This window comes from Hyphomonas sp. (genome assembly GCF_016125515.1).
In the GTDB taxonomy this organism is placed as follows: Bacteria; Pseudomonadota; Alphaproteobacteria; order Caulobacterales; family Hyphomonadaceae; genus Hyphomonas.
Window position 1 is genome coordinate 1 of record NZ_WGLO01000009.1, and the last position, 26,233, is coordinate 26,233.

At 65.6% G+C, this 26,233-nt stretch carries 29 protein-coding genes; 20 read left to right on the top strand and 9 right to left on the bottom strand.

Annotated elements, in window-relative coordinates; all coding sequences use genetic code 11:
- Window positions 1-337: 337 nt before the first annotated feature.
- Window positions 338-1,612 carry an O-antigen ligase family protein gene (locus GC148_RS08025; RefSeq protein WP_291070152.1) on the bottom strand — a complete coding sequence of 425 codons (1,275 nt, stop codon included), beginning with the start codon at window positions 1,610-1,612 and terminating at the stop codon, window positions 338-340.
- A gap of 248 nt (window positions 1,613-1,860) precedes the next feature.
- Here GC148_RS08025 and GC148_RS08030 point away from each other — a divergent pair, with 248 nt between their 5' ends.
- The 7 genes from GC148_RS08030 to GC148_RS08060 are packed head-to-tail and all read left to right on the top strand — an operon-like array spanning window position 1,861 to window position 7,481.
- Window positions 1,861-2,487 carry a phosphoribosylanthranilate isomerase gene (locus GC148_RS08030; RefSeq protein WP_291070153.1) on the top strand — a complete coding sequence of 209 codons (627 nt, stop codon included), beginning with the start codon at window positions 1,861-1,863 and terminating at the stop codon, window positions 2,485-2,487.
- Between the two features lie 5 nt (window positions 2,488-2,492).
- Window positions 2,493-3,704: a tryptophan synthase subunit beta gene (gene trpB / locus GC148_RS08035; RefSeq protein ID WP_291070154.1), complete on the top strand. Its 1,212-nt coding sequence runs from the start codon at window positions 2,493-2,495 to the stop codon at window positions 3,702-3,704.
- Window positions 3,701-4,075: a hypothetical protein gene (locus GC148_RS08040; RefSeq protein ID WP_291070155.1), complete on the top strand. Its 375-nt coding sequence runs from the start codon at window positions 3,701-3,703 to the stop codon at window positions 4,073-4,075. The genes trpB and GC148_RS08040 overlap by 4 nt, the downstream gene beginning before the upstream one ends.
- A complete protein-coding gene (cutA, locus tag GC148_RS08045; protein ID WP_291070156.1) occupies window positions 4,072-4,392 on the top strand; it encodes a divalent-cation tolerance protein CutA in 321 nt (106 codons plus the stop codon). Before GC148_RS08040 ends, cutA begins: the two co-directional genes overlap by 4 nt.
- A complete protein-coding gene (gene trpA, locus GC148_RS08050; RefSeq protein ID WP_291070157.1) occupies window positions 4,393-5,220 on the top strand; it encodes a tryptophan synthase subunit alpha in 828 nt (275 codons plus the stop codon).
- Between the two features lie 30 nt (window positions 5,221-5,250).
- Entirely contained in the window at window positions 5,251-6,231 is a 981-nt protein-coding gene (locus GC148_RS08055) for an acetyl-CoA carboxylase carboxyltransferase subunit beta (protein WP_291070158.1), read from the top strand.
- A complete protein-coding gene (locus GC148_RS08060; protein WP_291070159.1) occupies window positions 6,228-7,481 on the top strand; it encodes a folylpolyglutamate synthase/dihydrofolate synthase family protein in 1,254 nt (417 codons plus the stop codon). The genes GC148_RS08055 and GC148_RS08060 overlap by 4 nt, the downstream gene beginning before the upstream one ends.
- A 3-nt stretch (window positions 7,482-7,484) precedes the next feature.
- Here GC148_RS08060 and GC148_RS08065 read toward each other — a convergent pair whose 3' ends face one another.
- The gene (locus GC148_RS08065; protein ID WP_291070160.1) at window positions 7,485-7,652 is read right to left on the bottom strand and encodes a hypothetical protein; all 168 of its coding nucleotides are present in this window, start codon (window positions 7,650-7,652) and stop codon (window positions 7,485-7,487) included.
- 297 nt (window positions 7,653-7,949) lie between these two features.
- Between GC148_RS08065 and GC148_RS08070 the strand changes: the two genes are divergently transcribed.
- From GC148_RS08070 to GC148_RS08090, 5 genes are all read left to right on the top strand, one after another.
- Window positions 7,950-8,696 carry an electron transfer flavoprotein subunit beta/FixA family protein gene (locus tag GC148_RS08070; protein ID WP_291070161.1) on the top strand — a complete coding sequence of 249 codons (747 nt, stop codon included), beginning with the start codon at window positions 7,950-7,952 and terminating at the stop codon, window positions 8,694-8,696.
- Window positions 8,696-9,625, top strand: coding sequence for an electron transfer flavoprotein subunit alpha/FixB family protein (locus GC148_RS08075; RefSeq protein ID WP_291070162.1), 930 nt, complete (start codon window positions 8,696-8,698; stop codon window positions 9,623-9,625). The genes GC148_RS08070 and GC148_RS08075 overlap by 1 nt, the downstream gene beginning before the upstream one ends.
- 149 nt (window positions 9,626-9,774) lie before the next feature.
- Complete coding sequence (locus GC148_RS08080; RefSeq protein ID WP_291070163.1) at window positions 9,775-10,653, top strand: 3-hydroxybutyryl-CoA dehydrogenase; 879 nt, start codon at window positions 9,775-9,777, stop codon at window positions 10,651-10,653.
- A 74-nt stretch (window positions 10,654-10,727) separates the two neighbouring features.
- Window positions 10,728-11,216, top strand: coding sequence for a thermonuclease family protein (locus GC148_RS08085; RefSeq protein ID WP_291070164.1), 489 nt, complete (start codon window positions 10,728-10,730; stop codon window positions 11,214-11,216).
- Between the two features lie 71 nt (window positions 11,217-11,287).
- Window positions 11,288-12,058, top strand: a complete 771-nt coding sequence (locus GC148_RS08090) for a hypothetical protein (RefSeq protein ID WP_291070165.1) — start codon at window positions 11,288-11,290, stop codon at window positions 12,056-12,058.
- On the opposite strand, the gene GC148_RS08095 is transcribed toward GC148_RS08090, so the two are convergent.
- Entirely contained in the window at window positions 12,035-12,631 is a 597-nt protein-coding gene (locus GC148_RS08095) for a TlpA disulfide reductase family protein (RefSeq protein ID WP_291070166.1), read from the bottom strand. The genes GC148_RS08090 and GC148_RS08095 overlap by 24 nt on opposite strands.
- Before the next feature lie 53 nt (window positions 12,632-12,684).
- Here GC148_RS08095 and argH point away from each other — a divergent pair, with 53 nt between their 5' ends.
- Genes argH through GC148_RS08120 form a run of 5 tightly spaced genes read left to right on the top strand, consistent with a single transcriptional unit; the run spans window position 12,685 to window position 18,564 of the window.
- Window positions 12,685-14,082, top strand: a complete 1,398-nt coding sequence (gene argH / locus GC148_RS08100) for an argininosuccinate lyase (protein WP_291070167.1) — start codon at window positions 12,685-12,687, stop codon at window positions 14,080-14,082.
- Window positions 14,083-14,087: 5 nt separating this feature from the next.
- The gene (locus GC148_RS08105) at window positions 14,088-14,321 is read left to right on the top strand and encodes a hypothetical protein (RefSeq protein ID WP_291070168.1); all 234 of its coding nucleotides are present in this window, start codon (window positions 14,088-14,090) and stop codon (window positions 14,319-14,321) included.
- Window positions 14,321-14,578 carry a hypothetical protein gene (locus GC148_RS08110; protein ID WP_291070169.1) on the top strand — a complete coding sequence of 86 codons (258 nt, stop codon included), beginning with the start codon at window positions 14,321-14,323 and terminating at the stop codon, window positions 14,576-14,578. The genes GC148_RS08105 and GC148_RS08110 overlap by 1 nt, the downstream gene beginning before the upstream one ends.
- 15 nt (window positions 14,579-14,593) lie before the next feature.
- The gene (gene lysA, locus GC148_RS08115; protein WP_291070170.1) at window positions 14,594-15,868 is read left to right on the top strand and encodes a diaminopimelate decarboxylase; all 1,275 of its coding nucleotides are present in this window, start codon (window positions 14,594-14,596) and stop codon (window positions 15,866-15,868) included.
- On the top strand, window positions 15,847-18,564 hold the full coding sequence (locus GC148_RS08120) for a DUF4175 family protein (RefSeq protein WP_291070171.1): 2,718 nt from the start codon (window positions 15,847-15,849) through the stop codon (window positions 18,562-18,564). Before lysA ends, GC148_RS08120 begins: the two co-directional genes overlap by 22 nt.
- Here the strand turns inward: GC148_RS08120 and GC148_RS08125 are convergent.
- Window positions 18,561-19,448 (bottom strand): LysR family transcriptional regulator, encoded by an 888-nt coding sequence (locus tag GC148_RS08125; protein WP_291070172.1) that lies wholly within the window; start codon window positions 19,446-19,448, stop codon window positions 18,561-18,563. The genes GC148_RS08120 and GC148_RS08125 overlap by 4 nt on opposite strands.
- A gap of 101 nt (window positions 19,449-19,549) precedes the next feature.
- Between GC148_RS08125 and GC148_RS08130 the strand changes: the two genes are divergently transcribed.
- Together GC148_RS08130 and GC148_RS08135 are read left to right on the top strand one after the other, a co-directional pair.
- Window positions 19,550-20,518 carry an NAD(P)H-binding protein gene (locus tag GC148_RS08130; protein ID WP_291070173.1) on the top strand — a complete coding sequence of 323 codons (969 nt, stop codon included), beginning with the start codon at window positions 19,550-19,552 and terminating at the stop codon, window positions 20,516-20,518.
- Window positions 20,519-20,596: 78 nt separating this feature from the next.
- A complete protein-coding gene (locus GC148_RS08135; RefSeq protein ID WP_291070174.1) occupies window positions 20,597-21,559 on the top strand; it encodes an MBL fold metallo-hydrolase in 963 nt (320 codons plus the stop codon).
- Here GC148_RS08135 and GC148_RS08140 read toward each other — a convergent pair.
- From GC148_RS08140 to GC148_RS08155, 4 genes are all read right to left on the bottom strand, one after another.
- Window positions 21,556-22,128 (bottom strand): cob(I)yrinic acid a,c-diamide adenosyltransferase, encoded by a 573-nt coding sequence (locus GC148_RS08140; RefSeq protein WP_291070175.1) that lies wholly within the window; start codon window positions 22,126-22,128, stop codon window positions 21,556-21,558. The two genes, GC148_RS08135 and GC148_RS08140, sit on opposite strands and share 4 nt — an antisense overlap.
- Before the next feature lie 2 nt (window positions 22,129-22,130).
- Window positions 22,131-22,343 (bottom strand): twin transmembrane helix small protein, encoded by a 213-nt coding sequence (locus GC148_RS08145; protein WP_291070176.1) that lies wholly within the window; start codon window positions 22,341-22,343, stop codon window positions 22,131-22,133.
- A gap of 89 nt (window positions 22,344-22,432) precedes the next feature.
- The gene (locus GC148_RS08150) at window positions 22,433-22,741 is read right to left on the bottom strand and encodes a cell division protein ZapA (RefSeq protein ID WP_291070177.1); all 309 of its coding nucleotides are present in this window, start codon (window positions 22,739-22,741) and stop codon (window positions 22,433-22,435) included.
- Window positions 22,742-23,014 (bottom strand): DUF4164 family protein, encoded by a 273-nt coding sequence (locus tag GC148_RS08155; protein WP_291070178.1) that lies wholly within the window; start codon window positions 23,012-23,014, stop codon window positions 22,742-22,744.
- 21 nt (window positions 23,015-23,035) lie between these two features.
- Here GC148_RS08155 and tkt point away from each other — a divergent pair, with 21 nt between their 5' ends.
- Window positions 23,036-25,090, top strand: a complete 2,055-nt coding sequence (gene tkt / locus GC148_RS08160) for a transketolase (RefSeq protein WP_291070179.1) — start codon at window positions 23,036-23,038, stop codon at window positions 25,088-25,090.
- Here the strand turns inward: tkt and GC148_RS08165 are convergent.
- Window positions 25,087-26,217: a citrate synthase gene (locus tag GC148_RS08165; RefSeq protein WP_291070180.1), complete on the bottom strand. Its 1,131-nt coding sequence runs from the start codon at window positions 26,215-26,217 to the stop codon at window positions 25,087-25,089. The genes tkt and GC148_RS08165 overlap by 4 nt on opposite strands.
- Window positions 26,218-26,233 lie beyond the last annotated feature (16 nt).

The following is a 26,233-nucleotide window of genomic DNA, read 5'->3' on the forward strand; positions in this document are numbered from 1 at the left end:
AGAATAGCTCGGCGCAGAAGCCGAAATCGAAAAAGGAGAAGGCATCGTCTTGACCCGCAAATGAAACTCGAAAGATAGTCTAAAGGCGGGTCAGTTCTCGATGGAAACCCCGGGTCAGTTCTCAGCAGAAATCAACAGCCAGAAATCCTCCTTAAGCAATTTGGCCGATCTGTCTCATGGTCGCTGACGGGGAACACAAATCGCTAGGTGACGCCGCTCTTCTCGAATGGTGCGAGCTTCTCGCCGCCTGACACCTGCTTGTCCGCGAAAAACGGAGACTGGTTCGAGTTTGGCTGACACCACCGCCAGGCTGCGCCTTGGGTCTTGTTTCGCAAAATCAGGCCGGGCGTTCGACGAGGCGGGCGACGCCGAGCAGTTTGCGTTCGCCGACGCGGAAGGCGGCGAGGCCGCCGAAATAGAGGAAGTAGACCATCATGTTCGCCGATCCGGTGGTGTAGGATTCGGTGAAGCAGGAGGTCAGAATCACGAGGTAGAGCAGCAGCAGCGTCGAGTTCGTGAGGTTGCCTTCCTTCAGCCAGAGCAGCGACGTGCGCAGGCCCGACCAGGTCATCGCCCAGAGGAAGGCAGCGAGGCCGACGAAGCCGTAGTGGACGCGGATTTCCCAGAAGGCGCTGTGGAAGGATAGCTTCGTGCCGAAGGGTTTGGAATCGTTCTCGTTCAGCGTCTGCGCGAGACCCGTCATCGGGTTCCAGAAGCCGTCGATGCCGACCCCGAACCAGGGATGCTCGGCCGAGACCCGCTCGGCGGCGTTCCAGATCGCGGTCCGGCCGGTGAAGGTGGAATCTTTGCCCACGAGGGCGAAGAAGTCGTCCACGAGCGAGCTTCCGGGCATCGACAGGATGACCAAGAGAACAACCAGCACCATGGCAATGATCAGGGCCAGTGCGACCGATCGCATGTGGCGCACTTTCGAGGCGCTGCCCCAGACGAGCTTGACGCCGATCAACACCGCCGAGCCGACGACGGCGAAGACAAGCGAGGTGGCCGATTCGGCGAGCAGCTGGAAGACGAAGGCGATCGGCACGAACAGGATGGCGATCAGCCGGGTGATGATGTGTTCTTCCTCGTTCAGGAAGGCGCCGAGCGAGAGCAGGATCACCAGCATCATGTGGAAGGCGAAGATGTTCTTCTGCGCATACGGTCCGCCTTCGGCATAAGTGCCGAAATAAGGGACCGAATAGAGCACGCCCATCCAGCCAGCGAACATGGTGAGGCGCAGGAATTCGGACGCGCGCAGGCGCGAGGCCATCACGATCAGCATCGTCGGCGTCAGCATCATCAGCGCCACCGATTTCGGCGCGTCGCCGGGATAGGGCGTCCAGAAGATCGAGAAGGCGGCGATGATCGGCAGCGGGAAAAGCGGCCAGGCCCGCGCGATCAGCGGCAGGGTTTCGCTGCGGTAGATCAACATCACCGACAGGATGCCCATGATGCAGAGATAGCGGATCGGCTGGAAGGCATCGATTGGCAGGAAAATGGAGAACAGCCAGATCGTGTACAGCGCCTGTTCCCACAGCGGCGCTTTGCGCGCGTCTTCGTACACGTTCACCGGGATCACGCGCGGCGTGGAAAACAGACCTGGATGGGACACTGACACGATTTCTGAACTCCGGCGGCCTCGCCCGGGCTTGCAAGCTCTATGCCCGGACGGGCACGGCCAGGCCAGGATGACGGGACGGGGGCAGCCTAACCCGGCGATGGTTAAGGGCAAGGATAGGCCGCGGCCGATATTGGGACAAGCGCCGGGGGCAGGTCTTGGCGCGACGGCCGCGCAAATCCGGGCACCCTGTTGGTTTACGCCTATTCCGCTGCCGCGTCATTTCGGGTAGGCCCGCCGGCATGGTTATGGTGAAGATCTGCGGCCTCCGGGATCCGGACATGGTGGCGTTTGCCGCCCGAAGCGGTGCGGACTGGATCGGCTTCATGTTCACGCCGAGCCCGCGGGAAGTGACGCTGGCGGCCGCTGCGACACTGCTCCTGTCGGTCGGCAGCGCGGTGCCGGTGGGCGTGATGGTGAACCCGTCGGATGACGAAGCGCGCGCCGTGACCGGCCTCGGCATCCGGGTGCTGCAGCTGCATGGCACCGAAACGCCCGGCCGGGTGGCCGAGCTGAAAGCGCTGACCGGGGCTGACGTGTGGAAGGCGGTCGGGGTGCGCGAGGCCGCCGACCTTGCCCATGCGGCCCGGTTCACGGGGGCCGACCGCTTGCTCATCGACGCTAAACCGCCGGAAGGCACGGCAATTGCCGGCGGGCATGGCGCCGCCTTCGATTGGACGCTCCTGAAGGGCTGGACCCCGCCCCGGCCCTGGCTGCTGGCCGGCGGCCTCACCCCTGAAAATGTCGCAGCGGCCCTCCTTGAAACCGGCGCCGGCGCCGTAGATGTGTCCTCTGGTGTTGAGCGAAGCCGGGGGCTAAAGGACAAGGACCTCGTCCGGGCCTTCCTGCACGCGGCAAAAGGACAGTAATTCCAATGGATCTGCGTAATACCTGGGACAAATGGCCGGACGCAAACGGCCGGTTCGGCGAGTTTGGTGGACGCTATGTCGCCGAAACGCTGATGCCCCTCGTGCTGGAGTTGGAAGCGGAATACCGCAAGGCGAAGCAAGACCCCGCTTTCGCCGCCGAGATGCAGGACCTGTGGACCCATTATGTCGGCCGGCCCTCGCCGCTCTATTTTGCCGAGCGCCTGACCGAACATTTCGGCGGGGCGAAGATCTATTTCAAACGCGACGAGCTCAATCACACCGGCGCGCACAAGATCAACAATTGCCTCGGCCAGGTTCTGCTGGCGCGGCGGATGGGCAAGAAGCGCATCATTGCGGAAACCGGCGCCGGCCAGCACGGCGTGGCGACGGCGACGATTTGCGCCCGCTTCGGCCTCGAATGCGTCGTCTTCATGGGTGAGACCGATGTCGAGCGACAGAAGCCGAACGTGTTCCGCATGCGCCTGCTCGGCGCGAAGATCATTCCGGTCTCTTCCGGCACGGGCACGCTGAAGGACGCGATGAACGAGGCGCTGCGGGATTGGGTGACCAATGTCGAGACGACCTTCTACTGTATCGGCACGGCGGCGGGCCCTCATCCGTACCCGGAAATCGTGCGCGACTTCCAATCGGTCATCGGCACGGAAGCGCGCGCGCAGATTCTCGAGCGGGAAGGGCGCCTGCCGGACGCTGTGATGGCCTGCATCGGCGGCGGGTCCAACGCCATAGGCCTGTTCCACCCCTTCATTGACGACGAAACCGTGCGCCTGATCGGGGTCGAAGCGGCCGGACACGGTATCGAGACCGGCCTGCATGCGGCGGCGCTGAACGGCGGCAAGCCCGGCATCCTGCATGGCAACCGAACCTATCTCCTGCAGACCGATGACGGCCAGATCATCGATGCCCACTCTATTTCGGCGGGGCTCGACTATCCCGGCATCGGTCCGGAGCACGCCTTCCTGCGCGACATGGGCCGGGCCGAATACCTGTCGTGCACGGACGATGAGGCGCTCGCCGCCTTCCAGCTCTGTACGCGCCTCGAAGGCATCATCCCGGCGCTGGAACCAGCGCATGCGCTGGCACGCGTCGGCGAAGTGGCCAAGGAACTCGGGCCCAAGGGTCTGATGATCCTCAACATGTGCGGCCGGGGCGACAAGGACGTCTTCTCCGTGGCCAAGGCGCTGGGAGTGGAGATGTGAGAGGCTTCGCTGCGCCCCTCCTGTTGACCGCGCTCGCGGGCTGCGTGCCGACGACGAAATACGCGTATGCGCCGGTGACGCGCGAGAATTTCGACGCTGCCCGCAAGGGCGACGCCATTCCTCTGGTCGCGCAATCAACGGCGCTCTGCTTTGCCGATGGCCGCACGGCGCTGGTGCGTGATGCGGAATGGACCGAGACCGGAATCTGCGGCCAGGCGCGTGCGCCGGTAGGCGGCGATGACGGTATGGAATGCTATGGCTGGGACGCGCTGGCCGGTATCGGCATTCCGTATGCGGGCCGCTCCACTTCGGTTGTGCCGATGGCGGCATTCAAGCTGGGAACCTGCGATCCGGAGGCGTTGACGCAATGACCAAACTTCTTCTGCTTCGCATCACCTGTCCCTCCCGCCGCGTGGCGGAGGATATCGCCGACACGTCCATCGAGACGCGCCTTGCGGCCTGCGCCAATATCGAAGGCCCGGTCACCTCGTCCTATCGCTGGAAGGGCGTGATCGAGCAGTCGTTCGAGTTCATCCTCTGGCTCAAGGCGCCGGAGGCGAACTGGAGCAAACTCGAAACGTTGGTGCGCAAGCATCACCCCTATGACGTGCCCGCGATTGTCGCCATGCCGCTGACGCATGTCACCGACGACTACGCCGCCTGGGCCGCTCAGAACACGGAAAGCTAGATGGGCCGTACACGGATTGAAGCCGCCTTTGCGAAGGCGCGCGGCGAACATCGCGCCGTGCTGGTCACCTACCTGATGGCTGGCGACCCCGACCTTGAGACGAGCTATCAGGCGCTGTGCGCGCTGCGCGACAATGGCGCGGACCTGATCGAGCTGGGCGCGCCCTTCACCGACCCGATGGCCGATGGCGCAGCGATCCAGAAGGCGGGCCTGCGCTCGCTGGCGGCGGGCACGAAACTGTCGGACGTGATCGCGCTGGCCGCCCGGTTCCGGCAGGACGACCAGACCACGCCGCTGATCCTGATGGGCTATGCCAACCCGGTCCATTCCATGGGCTATGACGTATTCGCCCAAAAGGCCGCCGCCGCCGGAATCGACGGCTCCATCATCGTCGACCTGCCGCCCGAGGAAGATGCGCCCTTGCGCGAAGTCTATGCCCGGCACGGCCTGTCCGTGATCCGGCTGGCCACGCCGACGACCGACGAGTCCCGCGCCGCCAAGGTGGCCGAAGGAGCCTCGGGATTCATCTATTTCGTCGCGGTAACCGGCGTTACAGGCGCTGGAAGCGCGGATCCTGCGGCGATTGCAGGGAAAGTGGCCATGGTAAAAAAAGTGTCCGGATTGCCGGTTTGTGTCGGATTCGGTGTAAAAAGTGGTGCACAGGCTGCGGAAATGGCTAAAATCGCAGACGGGGTGGTCGTTGGTTCGGCTTTTGTGGAAAAGGCGGGCGATGCACAGGCAAGTGGCAGGTTCGGCGACGCACCCCCGGCAATGGGCAGCCTTGCGCGGGAACTGCAGGGTGCAATCGCCTCGGTCCGCAAAAGCTGATTTGACTGCGATTTCAGGAGAGTTCGTCCCATGAACTGGATCAACAAGGTCACCCCGCCCGGTCTCAAGACCATGATGCAGAAGAAGGACACCCCGGATGACCTCTGGGTAAAGTGTCCGGCCTCCGGCGAGCTGATCTACAAGAGCGACCTGGAAGCGACCTGGAATGTCACGCCGGCCGGGGCGCACCTGCGCATCTCGCCGCGCACCCGTTTCCGCCTCCTGTTCGATGATGAGCGCTGGGAGCCGATCGCCCTGCCGCCGGTCGTGATGGACCCGCTGAAGTTCAAGGACGACAAGCCCTATCCCGCGCGCCTCAAGGCCGCTCGGTCCAAGGTCGCGGCCCGCGACCTCAAGGAAACCGAAGAGGGCGGGGCGCCGCTCCTGCAGGAAGACTGCATGGTCGCCGCCTATGGCAAGATCGGCGGCGTGCCCGCCGTGATCCTGGTTCAGGATTTCGATTTCATGGGCGGCTCGCTCGGCATGGCGGCCGGAGAGGCCTTCATCACGGCGGCGCAACTGGCGCTCGCCCGCAAGTCGGCTTTCGTGGTCTGCACCGCGTCCGGCGGCGCGCGCATGCAGGAAGGCACGCTCAGCCTGATGCAGATGCCGCGCACCACGCTGGCGATCAACGACCTTGCCGATGCCAAGCTTCCCTATGTCGTCGTCCTGACAGACCCGACCTCGGGCGGCGTGTCGGCCTCCTACGCCATGCTTGGCGACGTGCACATTGCCGAGCCGGGCGCAATGATCGCCTTCTCGGGGCCGCGCGTGATCGAGCAGACCATCCGGGAGAGCCTGCCCAAAGGCTTCCAGCGTTCGGAATTCCTGCGCGAGAAGGGCCAGGTCGATATCGTCTGTGACCGGAGGAAACTGAAGGCAACGCTGTCGCGTGTCCTTTCTCACCTCCTGCCGATGTCGCGCCGCCGGGATGATCGTTCCAGCGTCACGCTCACGGCGCCGAAAACGCATGCCGAGAAGCCGCCCCAGCCGAGGGGCGCTGCTGATTGAACGGTAACAGTCCGGCGCTCGATGCGGCGCTGAAGCGCTTCGAGGGTCTTTATCCAGACGTCATCGAGCTGTCGCTCGGGCGCATCCTGCGTGCGCTCGAACGCCTCGGCAATCCGCATCTCAATTTGCCGCCGGTGATCCACGTCGCCGGCACGAACGGCAAGGGCTCTACCTCCGCATTCATGCGCGCCATGGCCGAAGCGGCCGGCCTGTCCGTGCACGTTTTCACCTCGCCCCATCTCGTCCGTTTCAACGAACGGATCCGGCTTGCGGGCAAGCTGGTCGACGATGCGCGCCTCATCGCCTGGCTCGACCGCACGTTCGAGGCCATCGGCGACGGGGAGATCACGCATTTCGAGGCGACCACCGCAGCCGCCTTTCTCGCCTTCTCCGAAGTGCCGGCCGATGTGCTGATCCTCGAAGTGGGTCTCGGCGGGCGCTATGATGCGACCAATGTGATCGAGGCGCCGGCCCTGTCGGTGATCACGCCGGTGGATTTCGACCACAAGGCCTTCCTCGGGTCGGACCTGCGCTCCATCGCGGGCGAGAAAGCCGGCATCATCAAGCCGGGCCGCCCGGCGCTGACCGCCATCCAGCGCAAGGTGTGCGACGAGGTGATCGCGAAAAAGGCTGGCACCGAGGGCGCGCCGCTCTACCGGCTGAAGGCCCATTTCATCGACGCGATGCCGCCTGACCTGTCGCTGATCGGCGAACACCAGCGCGCGAACGCGGCGCTCGCGGCCATGGCGATGCAGCTGTTCGGCAATTCCGTCCGTATACCGCAGGATGCCATCTTCCAGGGCGCGCGCACGGCGGTCTGGCCCGCGCGTATGCAGCGGCTGAAGCCCGGCCCGGTCACCGCCATGGCAGAAGGCTGCGAAGTCTGGCTTGACGGCGGTCACAATCCGCATGCGGCCCGTGCGATTGCGCGCCACCTGAAACAGCTCGGCGGCAAGACCGCGCTCGTCACCGCCATGCTCGCCAGCAAGGATTCGGTCGGCTTCTTCATGCCGTTCCGCCACCTGAAGCCACCGGTCTTCACCCTGCCGAACGCGCCCGGCCATCTTGGCGCCGAGCCGATCCAGCTCGCCGATGCCGCGCTGACCGCCGGCCTCACCGCCACCGCCTGCGACAGCCTCGCCGGCGCCCTGCGCGCCGCCGCCGCAAGCGGCGCCGATCGCATCCTCATCTGCGGCTCCCTCTACCTCGCCGGCCTCGTCCTCCGCGAAAACAATGAGGCGCCGGAGTAGGCCTCACCCGTCCTCAACCCCCACATCCTTCAGCAGGTGCGGCGGAATACGGGTGCGTAGCTGCGCCTTGGCGCGGCGGGTGTGGTCGGCGATGTCCTTGGCGGCGCTTTTACGGGCGGGAAAGCGCCAAACCCGTCTGGCGGCGCGCGCCAGTCGAGAAATCATGTTCATGTGAACCTTGAAGCTGGATGTGGAGACGGGGCAGGGGCATGACGGTCTCCTTTCCGGGCTTCGGGCCGCTGAGCTGCGGCGGGTTCGGATAGAATCCGACTACTACAGTTTTGCTGGATGTAAAGGTTCGGGCTTTCCTGGAGGGCTCACTCGGTCCGGAAATTGGAAAACCCATTCCAAAATACGCGCCAAATTGACCCTGACGTAAGCGTCAAGCCTTGCGCGCGAGGCCCCGCAACGGTAGGGACGGCGCACTTTTGAAGTTCCACAACCATAAACCAGCCTGGGAGCGCCCGCATGAAGGTTCTCGTGCCCGTCAAGCGCGTCATCGATTACAACGTCAAAGTCCGTGTGAAACCGGACCAGACCGGAGTCGATCTCGCCAACGTCAAGATGTCGATGAACCCCTTCGACGAGATTTCGGTCGAAGAGGCGGTACGCATGAAGGAAGCCGGCACGGCGACCGAAGTGATCGCGGTCTCCATCGGCCCGCAACAGGCGCAGGAAACCATCCGCACCGCGCTCGCCATGGGCGCCGATCGCGGCATCCTCATCAAGACCGACGCCGCCGCTGAGCCGCTCGCGGTCGCCAAGCTTCTGGCCAAGGTCGTCGCCGACGAGAAGCCGGACCTCGTGCTCCTCGGCAAGCAGGCCATCGACGACGATTCCAACCAGACCGGCCAGATGCTGGCCGCGCTGCTGGACTGGCCGCAAGGCACCTTCGCCTACAAGATCGAGAAAGACGGCGACGCGCTGAAAGTCACCCGCGAAGTCGATGGCGGCCTGCAGACCGTGAAGCTCACGCTGCCGGCCATCGTCACGGTCGACCTGCGCCTCAACGAGCCGCGCTATGCTTCGCTGCCGAACATCATGAAGGCCAAGAAGAAAGAAATCGCCGAGAAGTCGCCGGAAGATTATGGCGTCGACATCTCGCCGCGCCTTTCGGTGGTGAAAGTCACCGAGCCGGCCGTGCGCAGCGCCGGCATCAAGGTTGAAGATGTGGCCACGCTGGTCTCGAAACTCAAAACTGCAGGAGCGATCTGATGGCTGTCCTCGTCATTGCTGAACATGCCCACGGCGCGCTGTCCGATGCGACGCACAAGGTGGTGACCGCCGCGTTGAAATTCGGCGGCGATGTCGACGTGCTCGTCGCCGGTGAAAACGCCGGTTCGGTTGCCCCGGCCGCTGCGAAGATCTCCGGCGTCCGCAAAGTGCTGAAAGCGGAAGGCGAAAGCCTGCGCAAGCAGACCGCCGAAGCCATGGAAGCCCTCGTGGTGCCACTGATGGCGGGCTATGATGCGGTGTTCATCGCGGCCACCACCACGGGCAAGAACATTGCCCCGCGCATCGCGGCCAAGCTCGATGTGATGCAGCTTTCGGAAATCGTCGAAGTCGTCGATACGTCGACCTTCGTGCGCCCGATCTATGCCGGCAACGCGATCATGACGGTTAAATCGTCGGACGCGAAGAAAGTCATCACCGTACGCGGCACGGCGTTCCCGGCAGCGGCCGAAGGCGGCTCGGCTTCGGTCGAGGACGTCGCGCCTCCGTCGGGCGGCTTCAAGTCGGAATTCATTTCGGAAGAGATGGTGAAGTCGGATCGTCCGGAACTCACCGCCGCGAAGATCGTCGTCTCCGGCGGCCGCGCGCTCGGCTCGGCGGAGAAGTTCAACGAAGTGATCGTGCCGCTGGCGGACAAGCTCGGCGCCGCCGTCGGTGCTTCGCGCGCCGCTGTCGACGCGGGCTACGCCCCGAACGACTACCAGGTCGGCCAGACCGGCAAGATCGTCGCGCCGGAACTCTACATCGCCGTCGGTATCTCGGGCGCCATCCAGCACCTCGCCGGCATGAAGGATTCCAAGATCATCGTCGCGATCAACAAGGACGAGGAAGCCCCGATCTTCCAGGTTGCCGATTACGGCCTCGTGGCGGATCTCTTCGTCGCTGTTCCGGAACTGACCAGCGCCCTCTAAGGTCTGGAAATCCAAATGAATCAAAGCCCGGTGCCCCTGCGGCGCCGGGCTTTTCAGTTGGGTTCAACCGGCGGCGCAGCGCCGGGCTTTGCTGCGCTGCACAAGACGCTATAACGGGCCCCTTCAACAGGCGTTCAAGGAGAGTCGCCATGGCAGAGATCAAGACCGTGGGCGTCATTGGCGCCGGGCAGATGGGCAATGGCATCGCGCACGTTTCCGCGCTCGCCGGCTACGACGTCGTCCTCACCGATGTTTCGCCCGCTGCGCTGGAGAAGGGGCTGCAGGCGATCGACCACAATATGGGCCGCCAGGTCGCGCGTTCGCTGATCACGCCGGACCAGATGACAACCGCCTTGAAACGTATACGGACGAGCACGGAGACCAAGGTCCATGCCGAGGCCGATCTGGTGATCGAGGCGGCCACCGAGAAACGCGCGGTGAAGGAACAGATCTTCCGCGGCCTGTGCGAAGTGCTTCCAGCGCATACGTATCTTGCGACCAACACGTCCTCGATCACGATCACCGGTCTCGCTTCGGTTACGGACCGTCCGGAGAAGTTCATCGGTCTGCACTTCATGAACCCAGTGCCGCTGATGAAACTGGTCGAAGTGATCCGGGGTCTTGCCACCAGCCAGGATACCTATGACACGGCCATCACCTTTGCCGGCCGCATCGACAAGACCACGACCAATGCCGGCGACTATCCGGCCTTCATCGTCAACCGCATCCTGGTGCCGATGATCAACGAGGCGGTCTACACGCTGTATGAGGGCGTCGGAAACGTCGAGAGCATCGATACCGCCATGCGTCTCGGGGCGAACCATCCGATGGGCCCGCTGCAACTGGCAGACTTCATCGGCCTCGATACGATCCTGTCGATCATGCAGGTCCTGTATGACGGACTGGGCGATTCCAAATATCGTCCGTGCCCGTTGCTTGTGAAATATGTGGAGGCGGGCTGGCTCGGCAAGAAAGTTGGCAAGGGCTTCTACGACTATTCCGGTGACCATCCGGTCGCGACGCGCTAGCGGCCGGAAGTTAACCTTCCGGTAACCTCCCGCGGGTTCCTCTGGCTTCGGAAACGAAGCTGCAGGAGCACGCCATGTCGGTCCGTACACCGCTGACCTATCTGGCCGGAGCGGCCATATTGTTGTCGATCGTGGCAGGCGGGGCGGTCTACGCGTCCTCGTCCTCCTCCCCGGCAAGCGCCGCAACGGAGATGCAAAGCGCGGCGCTGACGGTTTACTGGTCGGATGGCGATTCCGGGCGCCTTTCGGATGGTACCAAATTCCGCCTGCACGGCATCGACTCGCCGGAGACCGGCTCGATGAAACAGCGGGGCGGAGCGAAATGCGAAGCCGAACGCGACCTCGGCTTCGAAGCCAAGGAGGCGGCCCTCGAACTGACGCGCGGCAGAACCGTCCGCGTCCGTGAAACCCGCGGCAAGGACCGGTACGAGCGGACCGTGCTCAGCCTCGACCTTGACGGCAAGGATGTGGCCAGCCTGCTCGTCGCCGGCGGCACGCACCGGACCTGGGACTATGACGGACACCAGAAAAAGCCCGACTGGTGCGCCGGCGCGGCCAGCTGACCCGGAACTTTGGCTTGGAAGACGTCCGGCCGGGGGATTAAGGTATCGCCCGGGCCAAAGGGAGATCGGGCATGGATCGTGTCCTGAAGCAATGGAAAGGGCGAGGCTTCGGCCTGATGCTGCTGGGCGCGGCAAGTCTTGCGGCCTGCGGCGGCGGAACGCCCGACGCGGTCGAGGTTGCAGGCGCCGTGCCCGCGCAATCCGGCCATGTTCCGGATGTGTCGACGCCGACCATTCCGGGGCTGCAGATGCAGAGCCTGTCGGTCGACCAGCGTCTGGCGCTGATGTCGGGCCATGCGGCCTCCGGACTGGCCCTCTACCGGGCAGGTGCGGCGAATGAAGCGGCGCATCACCTGATGCATCTCGGCGCGGGCGCGAAGGCCGACGAAGTCGCCGGGTTCGACGCGCTGGGTTTCAAACCTGAACTCTTCAACCAGATCTCGACCGAACTCGAAGCCGGCAAACAGGCGGTCGAAATCGAGCCGCTGCTGGTTGAGGCGGAAACCAATCTGGCCGAGATGCGCCGCGCGGCGGGCGGAAATCCGAAGGCGCTGGTCGAGTTCCTGATGAAGAACCTCGCGACCGAATATGATTCCGGTGTCGACAACAGCGTCATCGTCAATCTCGGCGACTATCAGGATGCCTATGGCTATGCGCTCGTGGCGCGCGACATTGCGGCGGCGCAGGATCCGGCGATGTTCGGGGCGCTGCGGCTGGAACTCGACCTGCTCGTGCTGATGTGGCCGGGCAAGGGGCCGTTGTCTACGTCGCTGCCGCCGCCGGAATTCCAGATGGCGGAGCAACTGGCGCGCGTGAAGCTAGCCCTTGCGAGCCTGCCTTAGCGCGGCATCGATGAACTGGACCGCTTCGGGAGCCGACCAGTCGGCTTCGCCTGAGAGGCGCGCCAGCTCGAGGCCATCGGGCCCGTAGAGGATCGAGGTGGGGAAGCCCTGGACATTGGCGCCGTAAACGATGTCGCCCCGGTCGAGCGGGGCATGGCGGAAGGCGATATTGGACGCGCCGAGTTCACCGAGCCGGCCGCGAGCATAGTCGACATCCTCATCGGAATCGATGCTGATCGCGACGACTTCGAAAGCGTCGCCGCCGCGGGCGGCCTGCAGGGCGCCGAGGGAGGGCATTTCGCGTTCGCAGGGCGAACACCAGGTGGCCCAGTAGTTCACAAGGATCGTCTTGCCCTTGAAGCTGTCGAGATCGGCTTCGGTGCCGTCGGGGCCGTTGAACGAGCCGGTGGGAACATGTTGGCCCGCGCCGGAAAAGTCGACCTTTTCGAGGGTGCCGACCGCGTAGCGTTCAAGCGCATATTGCGGCGCCTTGCCGCCTGCTGCGCTGATCAGCACATAGACAATGGCCGCGAGGGCGACCAAGAAGAGGCCTGCAAAAGCGTAGCGGGTCATGCGGGGTTCCAGGTTCCTTGGGGCTCCGTGAGGCAATGACGAAGGATATGGCGATGAATTCGGGTAAAGGCCAGTCAATGTGGGGCGGCCGTTTTGCCGCAACGCCTTCGGCGATCATGAACGAGATCAATGCCTCGCTCGATGTCGACCGGCGGATGGCCGAAGAGGACGTGGCCGGCAGCCGCGCCCATGCCGACATGTTGGCCGAAATGGGAATTCTGACAGCCGCCGACAATGAGGCGATCCAGACCGGGCTGGACCTTGTTTCAGCCGAGCTGCGCAATGGCACCTTCCCCTTCCGGCGCGAGCTGGAAGACATTCACATGAATGTCGAAGCGCGCCTGAAGGAGCTGATCGGCGAACCCGCTGGGCGCCTGCATACGGCGCGCTCGCGCAATGACCAGGTGGTCACGGATTTCCGCCTCTGGACGCGCCGGGCGCTGAACGACACGACGCACCTGATCATTGCCCTGCAGGCCGCGTTGGTGCGCCGGGCCGGGGAGCATGCCGCGACGTTCATGCCGGGCTTTACCCATCTTCAGACTGCCCAGCCGGTGACCCTTGGCCACCATCTGCTGGCCTATGTCGAGATGCTGGAGCGCGACCGAACGCGCCTTCTCGATTGTGCCGTGCGGCTGAACGAGTGCCCGCTGGGCGCGGCGGCGCTGGCCGGGACAGGCTTTGCGATCGACCGCGACATGACGGCCGAAGCGCTGGGCTTTGCGCGGCCGATGGCGAACTCGCTGGACGCGGTCTCGGCGCGCGATTTCGCGCTGGAAGCCCTGGCCAGCCTGTCGATCGCGGCGACGCATCTTTCGCGCCTCGCCGAGGAGATCGTGCTGTGGACGAGCCCCCAATTCGCCTTCGCAGCGCTGCCGGACGAGTGGTCGACGGGCTCTTCGATCATGCCGCAGAAGCGCAACCCGGATGCGGCCGAGCTGGTGCGGGCGAAAGCGTCGCTGATCACCGGCCTGTTCGCGGCGCTGCAGGGCGCCGTGAAGGCCCTGCCGCTGGCCTATGCCAAGGACTTGCAGGACGACAAGCGGCTGACCTTCGAAGCCTTTGACACCTTCGGCCTTTGTGCGCGGGCCATGGCCGGCATGGTCGAGACGATCCGGTTCAAGCCGGACAACATGCTGGAGGCGGCCGGGAAGGGCTTTTCAACGGCCACCGACCTTGCTGACTGGCTGGTGCGCGAGCTCGGCCTGCCTTTCCGCGACGCCCACCATGTGACCGGGCGGATCGTTGCCCTGGCCGAGGAAAAAGGCGTCCAGCTGGCGGAACTTTCCCTCGCCGACATGCAGAAGGTGCATTCCGCAATCACCAAAGATGTTTTCAATGTGCTGACGGTGGAGGCGTCTGCCTCATCCCGGACATCTTATGGCGGCACAAGCCCTGTTCGGGTTCAGGAACAAGTGGCACAGTGGACACAGAGACTTCGACTGGAGTGACGAACATGAAACGGCTTCTTGGCGCCGCCGCGGCGCTGGTTCTTCTTGGCGGTGTGTCGGCCTGCGGGCTGACGGGCGACCTGAAACGCCCCGGACCGCTGGTGGGCAATCCGGACAACCTGGACCCGGCAGACTTGCCCGATCCGGACAATACGAGCCTGCCGCCCCTGCCGGAGCGCCCTGAGGCGACGCCGGAGGAGGACACCGAGGATGAACTCCTCGGTGGCCCGACGAACTGATGCGCGCGCGGTGGCTTCTTGCGGCGGGCGCCGGGCTGATCCTGGCCGGATGCCAGACCGCGCCGCCGGCTGAGCCGGTGATCACGCTCGCGGCTTCGCTGACCTCCGTGCCGGAGGCCGGCGCTCCGCTCGACGTGGCGGTGGCCATCAGCGACAATCCGGCCGAAGGCCTGACCGAAAATGACTGGGGCGGGGAAGTGCCACAATCGAAGCCCGCCGGCGATGTCGATGACGGCGGCCTCGGCGACCTCGACTAAAGCCCCGGAGCACGGATGCACCATTTCAACTATTCCGGGGGCCACCTTCATTGCGAGGGGGTGAGCCTTGAGACGGTGGCGGGCGACGTCGGCACGCCCTGTTATGTCTATTCCTCCGCCACGCTGGTGCGCCATGCGAATGTGATCGCCGAAGCCTTCCGTGGGCAGAGCGTGCTGATCGCCTATTCTGTGAAAGCCAATGGCAACCTGGCCGTGCTGGCCACCCTCGCCGCGCAGGGGTGCGGCGCGGACGTCGTCAGCGGCGGCGAGCTGATGCGGGCCCGCAAGGCGGGCATTCCGGCCTCGAAGATCGTCTTCTCCGGCGTCGGCAAGACCGCCGCGGAAATGGCGCTCGCGCTGGAGCAGGGCATCCACCAGTTCAATGTGGAGAGCGCGGGCGAACTGCGCCTTCTGTCCGAAGTCGCTGTGAAGGTCGGCCGCGACGCGCCGATTGCGCTGCGCGTGAACCCCGATGTGGCCGCCGGCGGACATCCCAACATCTCGACTGGCAAGTCCGGCGACAAGTTCGGCGTGCCCTGGGGCGAAGCCGAAGCGCTGTATGCTGAAGCGGCTCGTCTGCCGGGCATCCGAACGGTCGGTGTGGATGTTCATATCGGCAGCCAGATCGGCGACCTGACGCCGATGCGCGCGGCCTTCGAGAAGGTGGTTACGCTCGCCCTGCGGCTGCGCGGGCAGGGGCATGATATCCGCCGGATCGATGTGGGTGGCGGGCTAGGTATTCCGTATAAGGACGGTGATGCACCGCCGCCCCCGACCGCCTATGCGGCGATGATCGCCGAGGTGACCGCCGGGCACGGGTTCGAAGTGATACTGGAGCCGGGGCGCGTGATCGCGGGCAATGCCGGCGTTCTTTTGACGACGGCGCTCTACGAAAAGCAGGCGCCGGACCGCACCTTCCTGATCATCGATGCCGGAATGAACGACCTGATCCGGCCCGCCCTTTACGGCGCGCATCACGATATCCTGCCGCTGGCCGAGCCGGACGCGGGGCATGCACGCAAGACGTATGACGTGGTCGGCCCGATATGCGAGTCGACGGACAAGTTCGCCTCGGAGCGCGAGCTGCCGGAAGTGGCGCCTGGTGACCGGCTCGCTTTCATGTCCGCCGGCGCCTATGGGGCGGTGCTGTCTTCGGCCTACAACGCGCGGCCGCTGGTGCCGGAAGTGCTGGTGAACGGGGACCGTTACGATATCATCCGCAGACGGCCGACTTTTGAAGAGATGACCGGATTGGAGCACGTGCCCGAGTGGCTTACGATGGAGGCCTGACCCAGATTGCGGCAAAGGTCGCCGCAACGAAGCGCCGGCTCACGCTGCTGGCGCTGGGGCATGCTTACTGGCCGGTCTTCGTGCTGGTTACGCTGTTCCTGTCGGCGGCCTTGTCCGGCAGTTTTGACCGCCTGGACAAGATCACCGCCGCGCTACTGACGCCGATCCTGCTGGCGGCCACGGCCTTGCTGGTCTGGCGCGGCCACCAGCGCTATGCACCGCCGGACGACGGTGAGGCGTCCGACATGCTGGAAGCCTCCTCGGAGCTGCGGCCGTTGTCGTCGCTGAAGGACCGGCCCGCTTATCCGTCCGCAGAGGCGGCAGGCCTTTGGGCGGTGCACCGCGAGCGGCTGCTTGCCGAATTGAAGAACCTGCGCCTGCCGACGCTGAACGCCGAATGGCGGGCGCTTGACCCTTACATGCTGCGCGCGGTCCTGCCGGCGGCAGTGATCGCGTTTGCTGTACTGGCGGGCGGGGATGGCCCCGGCCGGGTCTGGCGCGCCCTGTTCCCGGACTATGGCGCGCTCGTTGGCGCCGACAAGATGGTCGTCGAGGCCTGGGTGACGCCGCCGGAACATACAGGCAGGCCGCCGATCTTCCTGAAGCCGGGCAGCGAAGATGTCCGTGTTCCGAAGGGTTCAGAAGTGACGCTGCGCACCGAAGCGCGCACGGCGCCGCGCCTTGTGATGAAGGGCGCGCGCGACAAGGCGGCAAGGTTTGTTTCCACGCCGGACGGCGCCTGGGAAGCCAAGGCGACGATCAACGGTGACACGCGGATCAGCGTCCGGTGGTGGGGCGAGCGGGCGCGCTACAGTTTTACCGTCCTTCCGGATGCAATCCCGGCGATCGAGTTTGTCAGCGCGCCGGAGCCCGGCGCGCAGGACCGGGTGAAGTTTGCCTGGAAAGCGCAGGACGATTACGGAGTGGTCAGCGTGGATCTGGCGATCCGGTTGCAGGAGCCGCACCCGACGGCGCCTGATGCAGAAGACCGTGTGCCGGTGCCGATGCCCGGCGCCGCGGGCGCGAAGGAAGCGAACGCGTCCGTGGAGCTCGACCTGACGCGGCATGCGTGGGCGGGACTGCCCGTGGAGCTGCAACTGATTGCAACCGATGGGTCCGGGCAGGAAGGGCGCAGCGAGACTGTGCCTTATATCCTGCCGGAGAAACTGTTCCTCGACCCGCTGGCGCAGGTGGCGCAGGAAGTGCGCGTGACGGTTCTGCGCGAGCCGCGCGGCTATGCCGAGGCCGGAAAGAATGAAGAGGCGCTGACCGATGGCGCACTGAACCTCACGGCTACGGGACGGCTCGCGCGGGCGCCGGACGGGGTGCGTCAGGCGGCGGCGCTGCTGGGCTCGGTGACCTACAAGGGCGAGATGTTCTTTGACGATCTCGGCATCTTCATGGGCTTCAAGATGGCTGAGAGCACACTGGTGGCCGCCGATTCGAAGGCCGAGGCCGACGCGGTGGATCCGCTGCTCTGGGCGATGGCCCTGAAGCTGGAGTATGGCAGCGCGGCGGATGCGGCCCGGCGGCTGGAAGCGGCGCGGGCGGCGCTGGAACGGGCGCTGCGCGACGGCGCGCCGGAGGAAGAGATCCGCAGGCTGATGGAAGCGTTCCGCGATGCGGCCAACGAATACCTCGCCGCGAAGATGGCCGAGGCGATTGCCAATGGGCTCGACTCGCCGCCTTCCGATGAGGATGGCCAGGCGCAGGCGGGCGGGCAGGGGCTCGGCGGCAGCGACTTCGAGGACATGCTGAACGCGCTGCAGGACCTGACCGATACCGGCGCGACGGATCAGGCGCGCCAGCTGCTCTCCGATATCACCAACATGCTGGAGAATCTGGAATTCCAGAAAGGCGGCGAAGGCCAGCAGGGCCAGGGCCTGCCGGGACAGCAGGCGGATGGGGAGCAGGGCGACCTGCCGCCCGAGGAGCAGGAGCTGACCGATGCGATGCGGCGCCTGTCGGAGTTGCTGCGCGAGCAGCGCCAGCTGAACGACGATACGCTGGCCCAGCAACGCGGGGAGCAGCCGCAAGGCCAGGGCGGCACGCCGCCGCCCTTTGGCTCGCCCGACGGTGAGGGCGCCGACGAAGGCGCCGGCGGACAACAGGAAGGCAGCGGCATGGGCCGCGGCGAACAGGCCGGCGAAACCGGCACCGGTGCGGGCGATCAGGGCGAGCCGCAGGACGGCGATCAGGGCGGCGGCTTCGATCGCGGTGGTACGCTGGCGGAGCGTCAGGCCGAACTCGGCCGGCTGGTCGAGGAGTTCGCCAAGCGTAGCGGCGAAGGCGAAGGTGAGGGCGCCGGCGGCGAGGGCGCGAAGATCGATCCGGACGCCTTGTCCGCGATCCGCGAAGCGCAGCGCCGGGCCGAACGGGCGCTGGAGAACGGTAATGAAGGCCGCGCCATCGCGGAGCAGGAACGGGCGACGCAGCTGATGTCCGAACTGTCGCGCGGGATGGCGTCGGCGCTGGACAGCCTGCAGGCGGCGCGTCTCGGTGAACGGGGCGGCGGGCAGGACCCGATGGGCCGTTCGTTGATGGGCGCCGGCAATGACGGGGAAAATGTCGAGATTCCCGAGAAGGCCGAGCGGCAGCGCGCCAAGGACATCCTCGACGAATTGCGCCGCCGCTATAACGAAGCGGAAGACGAGGATGAGAAGGAATATCTCAAGCGGCTGCTGGACCGGTTCTAATCGCGGTAGGTGGCGGTGAGCTGTTCAGCGAGGAAATCGTAGACGCGGCGGATGCGCGGCGTGGCTTTCAGTTCGGCATGCGCGACCAGCCAGACGGGCAGGCTTCCGAGTTCGCCGGCGAGCGGAATGCGCACGACGCGGGGATCAGCCTCGCCGATGCTGACCTGGTTGAAGCCGATGCCGTATCCGGCCACAACCATCTGCCAACAGACGACCTGGTCATCGCTGCGGAAGGCGAAGAACTCGCGGTCGACCTTCAGGCCGCCGCGCGCGAAGCCGTCGATTACGAGGGTCGAGCGGTCATAGCCGACCACGTCATGGCCGAGGATATCCTCAATGGTTTGCGGCATGCCGCGCCGGTCGATGTAGGACCGGGCCGCGAACATGCCGATCGGCAGGTCGCCGAGCTTCTTCGCGATCACATCGGGTTGCTCCGGGCGGTACATGCGCACGGCAATATCGGCTTCGCGGCGGAGCAGGTTCTCGCTCCGGTCGGAAGAGACGAGTTCGATTTCGATGTCCGGCTCGGCGATGCGCAAGGCTGTGAGGATGTCGGGCAAGACATAGGTGGCGACGATGTTGCTGGCGGTGATCCGGACCGATCCGGCGAGCCGGTCGTCCTGTCCGGCCGCAGTGAGCGAGAGGCGTTCGGCGGCGGACGACATTTCGCGGGCATGGGCCATCAGGCGGGCGCCGGCGGGGGTCAGCTCGATCCCGGTGGAGGTGCGCTCGAACAAGCGGGCGCCGATCCTGGTTTCAAGGTCCGACACATGCCGGCTCATCGTCGGCTGGCTGGTGCCGGTGGCCCGGGCGGCTGCGGACAGCGAGCCGTGTTCGCCAACAGCGGCGAAGCTCTGGAGCAGGGCCCAGTCGAGCTGCGTCATAACGGATATCCAAAAATGGATGTCGATATACGAAAATGTGCAAGTGCTGTTCCAATAGTGGATACATATCTTGAGACCGTCAACCCAGGACGGAGGCCAACATGGCAAAGGACGTGATTATTCTCGGCGCAAAGGGACGGTTCGGCCGGGCGGCCGCGCAGGCCTTCCTTGCGGCGGGCTGGCGGGTGCGCGGCCTGGCGCGGGATTGGGATTCCGGTCGGATCGATCCGCGCATAGAGCGCGTGACCGCCGATGCGTTCGATGCCGATGCGGTGAGCGCGGCAGCCGCCGGCGCGGACGTGATCGTCAATGCGCTGAACCCGGCCTACAGCAATTGGGCGCGGGACCTGCCCCGCCTCGCCGCCTCGACACTTGCCGCCGCCAAAGCGACCGGCGCGAGCGTGCTGCTGCCCGGCAATGTCTACAATTACGGGTCGGGCATGCCGCCGGTGCTGGACGAGATGACCCTGCCGCAACCGACGACGCGTAAGGGCAAACTGCGCGAAGCGATGGAGAACCTCTATGCCGAAGCGGCGGATGAAGGCGTGCAGACGCTCATCCTGCGGGGCGGCGATTTCATCGAGCGCGAGAAGACCGGCAACTGGTTCGACACCTATATCGCCGCCAAGGCCGGGCAGGGGCGGGTGACCTATCCCGGGCCGCTGGACCGGGTGCATGCCTGGGCCTACCTGCCGGACATGGCCCGGGCGATGGTGGGCCTCGCGGAAAAGCGGGCGCAGATCGGCCCGTTCGCCGGCTTCGGTTTCGAGGGGTTCAACCTGACAGGCCACGAGCTTGTAACCGCGATGGAGCGGGTTGCCGGGCGAGCGCTGAAGGTCGGTTCGATGCCCTGGGGTGCCATGCGCGTGGCTGGGCTGTTTGCGCCGGATATTCGGGAGGTGATGGAAATGCGCTACCTCTGGACCGTGCCGCACGCCATTGATGGCCGCAAGCTGCGGGCATTGCTGCCGGACTATCGCCCGACGCCGCTGCTCGCCGCGCTGGCCGATGCGATGCACGTTGATGTGCCCGAAGCGTCGGCGGATCCGGCGGCGGTGGCGACGTCTTGACCGCGTGATCGCGGCGCGCCCGCTTGCAAGCTGGGCTGGAGCCTGCCTTGATGCTGCAAAACATCGGGAGGAGCCAATATGGCGCAGCGCTGGGACTACTCGAAGGGCCTCAAGGATATCGGCAACGGACTATACGCCTGGCTGCAGCCGGATGGCGGATGGGGCTGGTCGAATGCCGGGCTGATCCGCGACGGCGAGGCGTCGCTGCTTGTCGACACCTTGTTCGACATGGGCCTGACGCGCGACATGCTGGTAGCAATGGAAGATGCCTCCGGTATTCCGGCAAACCGGATCGGCACGATCGTCAACACACATGCCAATGGCGACCACTGCCATGGCAACGGATGTTGTCCGCAGGCGGAGATCATTGCCAGCGAGGCCAGCGCCAAAGAGATGGCCGAAGTGCCGCCTGCTACGCTGGCCATGTTCAAGGCGGCCGGTGCGAAGCTCGGCCCGGCGGGCGCCTATTTTGCCGACATTTTCGCGCCTTTCGATTTCGAGGATGTCGATGAGCGCATGCCGACGCGCACCTTCTCCGGCACGCTGGACCTTAAGGTGGGCGACAAGGCGGTGCAGTTGATCGAGGTCGGGCCCGCGCATACCGGCGGGGATGTGCTGGTGCATGTGCCGGGCGACCGGGCGGTGTTCACGGGCGACATCCTGTTCATCGACGGCACGCCGCTGATGTGGGCGGGGCCAGTGCGCAACTGGATCGGCGCCTGCGAAAAGATCATCGCCATGGATGTGGACGTGATCGTGCCCGGGCATGGTCCGATCACGGACAAGGCGGGCGTGCAGCGTGTGGCCGACTATCTCGCCTTTGTCGACCGCGAGGCGCGCAAGCGCTTTGATGCGGGCCTGCCGGTGCGTGAGGCGGCGCTGGACATTGCGCTGGGCGATTATGCCAGCTGGGGCGACGCCGAACGGATCGCCGTCAACGTCGACAGTCTGTACCGGGAGTATCGCGGCGACGGCAAGGTGACGCCGGTGATCGAGCTGTTCGGCCTGATGGCGGAGCTGCGCGACGCGCTGCGGCGCTAGCGGTTCGCGCCCGGCACCCATTTGATGTCGTCGGCGCCGTCCTTGTTGGCGGCGCGGCCGGCCACGAACAGCCAGTCTGACAGGCGGTTGATGAAGGCGAGGGCGGGCGCACCGACCGGCTCTTCCGGTATTGCGGCGAGTTCGGCCATCTGCCGCTCGGCTCGCCGGCAGAGGGTGCGGGCGACATGCAGGTGTGCGGACAGCGGTGAGCCGCCGGGCAGGATGAAACTGTCGAGCGGCGGGATGACCGCATTCATCGTGTCGATCTCGGTTTCAAGGCGCGTCACCTGCGCCTCGACGATCCGCAGCGGGGTCCATTCGAGCACCCGTCCGCGGTCGGGCGTGGCCAGGTCTGCGCCGAGGTCAAACAGATCATTCTGGATGCGGCGGAGGGCGGTCAGCATGTCGCCTTTCGCTTCCAGCGCCGCGACGCCGAGCGCCGCGTTCAGTTCATCCACCGTGCCATAGGCGGCGACGCGGGGGTGCCATTTGGGCACGGTCTCGCCGGTGGAGAGGCGGGTTTCGCCCTTGTCGCCCGTGCGGGTGTAGATTTTGTCGAGCTTGACCATGCCTACCCGCCGAACTTGACGGCGCCGGCCGCGATGCCGATGACGACGAGCAGCAGGATCGCGACAGCCTGGAAGATGACGCGCAGGCGCATCAGCTTGTTGGACCGGCTGGGCTGGTTTTCATCCTGGCGCACAAGGTTGATGATGCCGAGCGCCAGAACCACGACGAGGCCCCCCATCACGACGTAGAGGCCGATGCCCAGGATGTTTTGCATGGAGGTTTGCCTTTTCGCGTTCAGGTTCAGACTAACATAGACCGGGCGGGCCGGCGCGGCGCTGCTGCATGCCGTCGCGGTGAACGCGTCTAATTGTCATTCTCGAGCCGGGCGGCGAGGGCTTCGACCTTTCCGGCCATCTGGATCAGCAGCTCGACTGCGCGGGCTTCGGTGTCCGGACGGGCAGAGACGCCGCGCCGGACGCTGTCGAGTTCGTCCATCAGGGCGAGGGCGGTGATCAGCAACAGGCGCTCGTCGCCGATATCGCCCACGGCATCGGAAATCTGGCGGACCCTGGTGTCGAGCTGTTCGGCGAGGCGCTGGACCCGCATTTCCTGCCCGGGCGCGCAGGCAATCGAGAAGGTGCGGCCGCGGAGGGTGATGTCGGCCTTGGCCATCTACTCGCCCTCGCTGCCGAGGGCCGCGCGAACTTCCGCAATGGCGGAGCCGAGGGCCATACTCGCCTCATCGGCGAGTGACTGGAGCTCTTTTTCGCGTGCCAAGGATTGATCGAGCTCCTCGGCGAGCCGGGCCCGGTCGGTCACAAGGGCGGCGATCTCGGCCCGTAGGGCCACCGGATTGCCGGATCGCAGCAAATGCGATTCCAGCGCAGCCTCCAGGCGCTGGAGGGCGGCATCGAGTCGGGCGGCGGCCGGGTCGAGGTCTGACATGTCTTTCTTGGACTAACGGCAATGCTGCCCGGCGCCAAGCGCCTTGACGGTGCGGCGAGAGTCTGGCCTAGCACGAAGCGCGAAAAACTCCGGGAGACCAGCAGAATGGCTGTCACTAATCGCGACATGGCAAATGCCGTGCGGGCGCTGTCCATGGACGCCGTCGAAGCTGCAAAATCGGGCCATGTCGGCCTGCCTCTGGGCATGGCGGACGCCGCAACGGTGCTGTTCCGCAAATTCCTGAAGTTCGATCCGAAAGATCCGGCCTGGCCGGACCGAGACCGTTTCGTGCTGTCGGCGGGTCACGGGTCGATGCTGATCTATTCGTTGCTGCACCTGACCGGCTACAAATCGGTCTCGCGCGACGATATCCGCAATTTCCGCCAGCTGGGCGCAAAGACGCCGGGGCATCCCGAGAATTTCGTGACCGCCGGTGTCGAGACGACGACCGGGCCGCTGGGGCAGGGCATTGCCACGGCCGTTGGCATGGCGATGGCCGAGCGCCACCTCAATGCACGGTTCGGCGACGATCTGGTCGATCACCGCACCTGGGTAATCGCGGGCGATGGCTGCCTGATGGAAGGCGTGAGCCAGGAGGCGATCACGCTGGCCGGGCACCTGAAGCTGAACAAACTGATCGTGCTGTTCGACGACAATGCGGTGACCATCGACGGGTCGACCGACCTGTCCGATTCGACCGATCAATGCATGCGCTTCGAGGCTTCAGGCTGGGTGACGCGCCGTGTGAGCGGACATGACGAGAAAGACGTGGCCGACGCGCTTAAATGGGCGACGAAGCAGAAGAAGCCGGTTTTCCTGGCGGTGAAAACGATCATCGGTTTCGGAGCGCCGAAACTGGCCGGGACCGGCAAGGCCCATGGCGGCCCGTATGGCGCCGAGGAGATTGCCGGCATTCGTGAGACGCTCGGTTGGCCTCACGCGCCGTTCGAAGTGCCCGAGGCCATCGAGAAAGCCTGGGAGAAGGCGGGCGAGCGCAGCCGCGAGGACCACGCGGCCTGGAAGAAACGCCTGGCCGCCAGCCCGCACAAGGGCGAGTTCAATGCCGCGATTGCCGGCCGCCTGCCGAAGAATCTCGCCAAGGCCGTGGCCAAGCACAAGAAGGCCGTCGTTGAAGGCGGCGCCTCCAAGGCTACGCGCGTGTGGAGCGGCGAAGCGCTTGAAGTGATCACGCACCTGGTGCCGGAAATGGTTGGCGGTTCGGCCGACCTGTCAGGTTCGAACAATACCAAGACCAGCTCCACGGCGCCGATGACGCCGAAGAGCTGGGACGGGCGCTATATCCATTACGGCGTGCGCGAGCATGCGATGGCGGCGGCGATGAACGGCATGGCGCTGCATGGCGGCATCATTCCGTATTCGGGCACGTTCCTCGTGTTCGCCGATTACAGCCGCGCTGCGATCCGGCTCGGCGCGCTGATGGGTCTGCGTGTGGTGCACGTGATGACCCACGACTCGATCGGGCTGGGCGAAGACGGGCCAACCCACCAGCCGGTGGAACAGATCGCGTCGCTGCGCGCGATGCCGGACATGCTGGTGTTCCGCCCCGCCGATGGTGTGGAGACGGCCGAGTGCTGGGAACTGGCGCTGGCGCGTCAGGAGGGGCCATCCACGATGGCGCTGACCCGCCAGAATGTGACGCCGGCCCGCAAGACGCATACGGACGAAAACCTCTCCGCCAAGGGAGCCTATGTCCTCTCACCGGCAAAGGGCAAGGAGCGCGGCGTGCTGATCGCGACGGGCTCGGAAGTTGAGATCGCGCTGAAGGCACAGGCGCTGCTGGCAGCAGAAGGGATCGGCGTGCGCGTCGTGTCGATGCCGTCGATGGAACTGTTCGGCCAGCAGGATGCGGCCTACCAGCAGACGACGCTGGGCAAGGGCTTACCCAAGGTTGCCGTCGAAGCCGGTGTCCGGTTTGGATGGGATCGCTGGATCGGTGCCGAGGGCGGTTTTGTCGGCATGGGCAGCTTCGGCGCGAGCGCGCCTTACCAGCAGCTCTACAAGCATTTCGGCATCACGGCGGAAGCCGTCGCCGAGAGCCTCAAGGCGCGGATCTAGACGCCGACATAGTTCGCACGCGGACGGATGGGGCGCGCGCTGGCGCGTTGCTCCATGGCGTGTGCGATCCAGCCGGCCATGCGTCCGCTGGCAAAGATCAGGAATGGCGCGTCGTCCGGAAGGGAAAGCTGCACGCTGAGCGCGGCGAGCGCCATGTCGATGTTCGCCGCTTCGCCTGAGGCTTCCTCTGCAGCGCGTACGGCGCGCTTGAGGTCTGCGGCCGGCTTCATCCAGCGCAGGAGCGCGGCGGCGCGCGGATCGCCGGCCGGATACAGCGTGTGTCCGATGGCGGGAATGCGCTCGCCGCGTGCGGCGATGCGGGCGAGGGCGGCGGCCGGGTCATCGTCCATTGCGGCGCGAAGGTAAGTTAGCGCGCGGGCGGAGGCCTCACCGTGCAACGGGCCAGTCAGCGTGGCGCAGCCGGCGAGCGCGCAGGCCGCGAGCGGCGCGCCGGTGGAGGCCGCGACCCGCGCGGCGAAGGTGGACGGGTTTAGTTCATGGTCGGCCACGAGCACCAAAGCCCGGCGCACCAGATCCGTGCCGCCCGGCGTGAGGCCCCAATGGCGGCCGAGACGCTGGTGGAAGAAGCCGCGCCCTCCGGCACCCGTAATCGCTGCGCCGAAGCCGGCCAGGAGGTCGCTGCCTTCGGCGGCGAGGGCTGCAGCGCCCCGCGCAAAGCTCGGCGCATCGGAAGCGGCGTGTGAGGCGAGGTAGGCGAGTGCACGCATCTTGCCGGAGTCGCCATCCGGCACGCTGGACACGGCACGCGGCGGGGGCAGCGCGCGGGCATTCCAGAGAAGGGCGGCAGCCTCTTCGAGTGTGGCATCGGCGGCGAGACGTACCGCATCCTTGCCGCGATAGATCAGCTTTCCGCCCTGCACCGTGGTTATGGCTGTTTCCATCACCGGTTCGCCCCAGGCGATGGCAGCGCGGGCAATCGCCTGCCTCCCGCGCCCGCTGCGGCGGCGTTTGACAAGGGCAGCAATATCCGCAGCGGCATAGAGGCTGGCGCGCGGATCGTCCGCGTCCGGCTTCGAGGCGATCAGGCCCCGGCTGACATAGGCGTACAGTGTCTGGGGTTTCACGCCCAGTTCTTCCAATGCCTCTGAGCGTCCGATCCACATCATATATTGATTATATTGA

Bases quoted from the DNA above. Each gene is read 5' to 3' on its own strand.
- GC148_RS08085 (WP_291070164.1), top strand. From the start codon at position 10,728: ATGTCGGTCCGTACACCGCTGACCTATCTGGCCGGAGCGGCCATATTG.
- GC148_RS08135 (WP_291070174.1), top strand. From the start codon at position 20,597: ATGGCGCAGCGCTGGGACTACTCGAAGGGCCTCAAGGATATCGGCAAC.
- GC148_RS08055 (WP_291070158.1), top strand. From the start codon at position 5,251: ATGAACTGGATCAACAAGGTCACCCCGCCCGGTCTCAAGACCATGATG.
- GC148_RS08095 (WP_291070166.1), bottom strand. From the start codon at position 12,631: ATGACCCGCTACGCTTTTGCAGGCCTCTTCTTGGTCGCCCTCGCGGCC.
- trpA (WP_291070157.1), top strand. From the start codon at position 4,393: ATGGGCCGTACACGGATTGAAGCCGCCTTTGCGAAGGCGCGCGGCGAA.
- GC148_RS08145 (WP_291070176.1), bottom strand. From the start codon at position 22,343: ATGCAAAACATCCTGGGCATCGGCCTCTACGTCGTGATGGGGGGCCTC.
- cutA (WP_291070156.1), top strand. From the start codon at position 4,072: ATGACCAAACTTCTTCTGCTTCGCATCACCTGTCCCTCCCGCCGCGTG.
- lysA (WP_291070170.1), top strand. From the start codon at position 14,594: ATGCACCATTTCAACTATTCCGGGGGCCACCTTCATTGCGAGGGGGTG.
- GC148_RS08030 (WP_291070153.1), top strand. From the start codon at position 1,861: ATGGTTATGGTGAAGATCTGCGGCCTCCGGGATCCGGACATGGTGGCG.
- GC148_RS08125 (WP_291070172.1), bottom strand. From the start codon at position 19,448: ATGACGCAGCTCGACTGGGCCCTGCTCCAGAGCTTCGCCGCTGTTGGC.
- GC148_RS08080 (WP_291070163.1), top strand. From the start codon at position 9,775: ATGGCAGAGATCAAGACCGTGGGCGTCATTGGCGCCGGGCAGATGGGC.
- GC148_RS08065 (WP_291070160.1), bottom strand. From the start codon at position 7,652: ATGAACATGATTTCTCGACTGGCGCGCGCCGCCAGACGGGTTTGGCGC.
- GC148_RS08140 (WP_291070175.1), bottom strand. From the start codon at position 22,128: ATGGTCAAGCTCGACAAAATCTACACCCGCACGGGCGACAAGGGCGAA.
- GC148_RS08155 (WP_291070178.1), bottom strand. From the start codon at position 23,014: ATGTCAGACCTCGACCCGGCCGCCGCCCGACTCGATGCCGCCCTCCAG.
- GC148_RS08075 (WP_291070162.1), top strand. From the start codon at position 8,696: ATGGCTGTCCTCGTCATTGCTGAACATGCCCACGGCGCGCTGTCCGAT.
- GC148_RS08165 (WP_291070180.1), bottom strand. From the start codon at position 26,217: ATGATGTGGATCGGACGCTCAGAGGCATTGGAAGAACTGGGCGTGAAA.
- trpB (WP_291070154.1), top strand. From the start codon at position 2,493: ATGGATCTGCGTAATACCTGGGACAAATGGCCGGACGCAAACGGCCGG.
- GC148_RS08070 (WP_291070161.1), top strand. From the start codon at position 7,950: ATGAAGGTTCTCGTGCCCGTCAAGCGCGTCATCGATTACAACGTCAAA.
- GC148_RS08090 (WP_291070165.1), top strand. From the start codon at position 11,288: ATGGATCGTGTCCTGAAGCAATGGAAAGGGCGAGGCTTCGGCCTGATG.
- argH (WP_291070167.1), top strand. From the start codon at position 12,685: ATGAATTCGGGTAAAGGCCAGTCAATGTGGGGCGGCCGTTTTGCCGCA.
- GC148_RS08130 (WP_291070173.1), top strand. From the start codon at position 19,550: ATGGCAAAGGACGTGATTATTCTCGGCGCAAAGGGACGGTTCGGCCGG.
- GC148_RS08110 (WP_291070169.1), top strand. From the start codon at position 14,321: ATGCGCGCGCGGTGGCTTCTTGCGGCGGGCGCCGGGCTGATCCTGGCC.
- GC148_RS08105 (WP_291070168.1), top strand. From the start codon at position 14,088: ATGAAACGGCTTCTTGGCGCCGCCGCGGCGCTGGTTCTTCTTGGCGGT.
- tkt (WP_291070179.1), top strand. From the start codon at position 23,036: ATGCTGCCCGGCGCCAAGCGCCTTGACGGTGCGGCGAGAGTCTGGCCT.
- GC148_RS08150 (WP_291070177.1), bottom strand. From the start codon at position 22,741: ATGGCCAAGGCCGACATCACCCTCCGCGGCCGCACCTTCTCGATTGCC.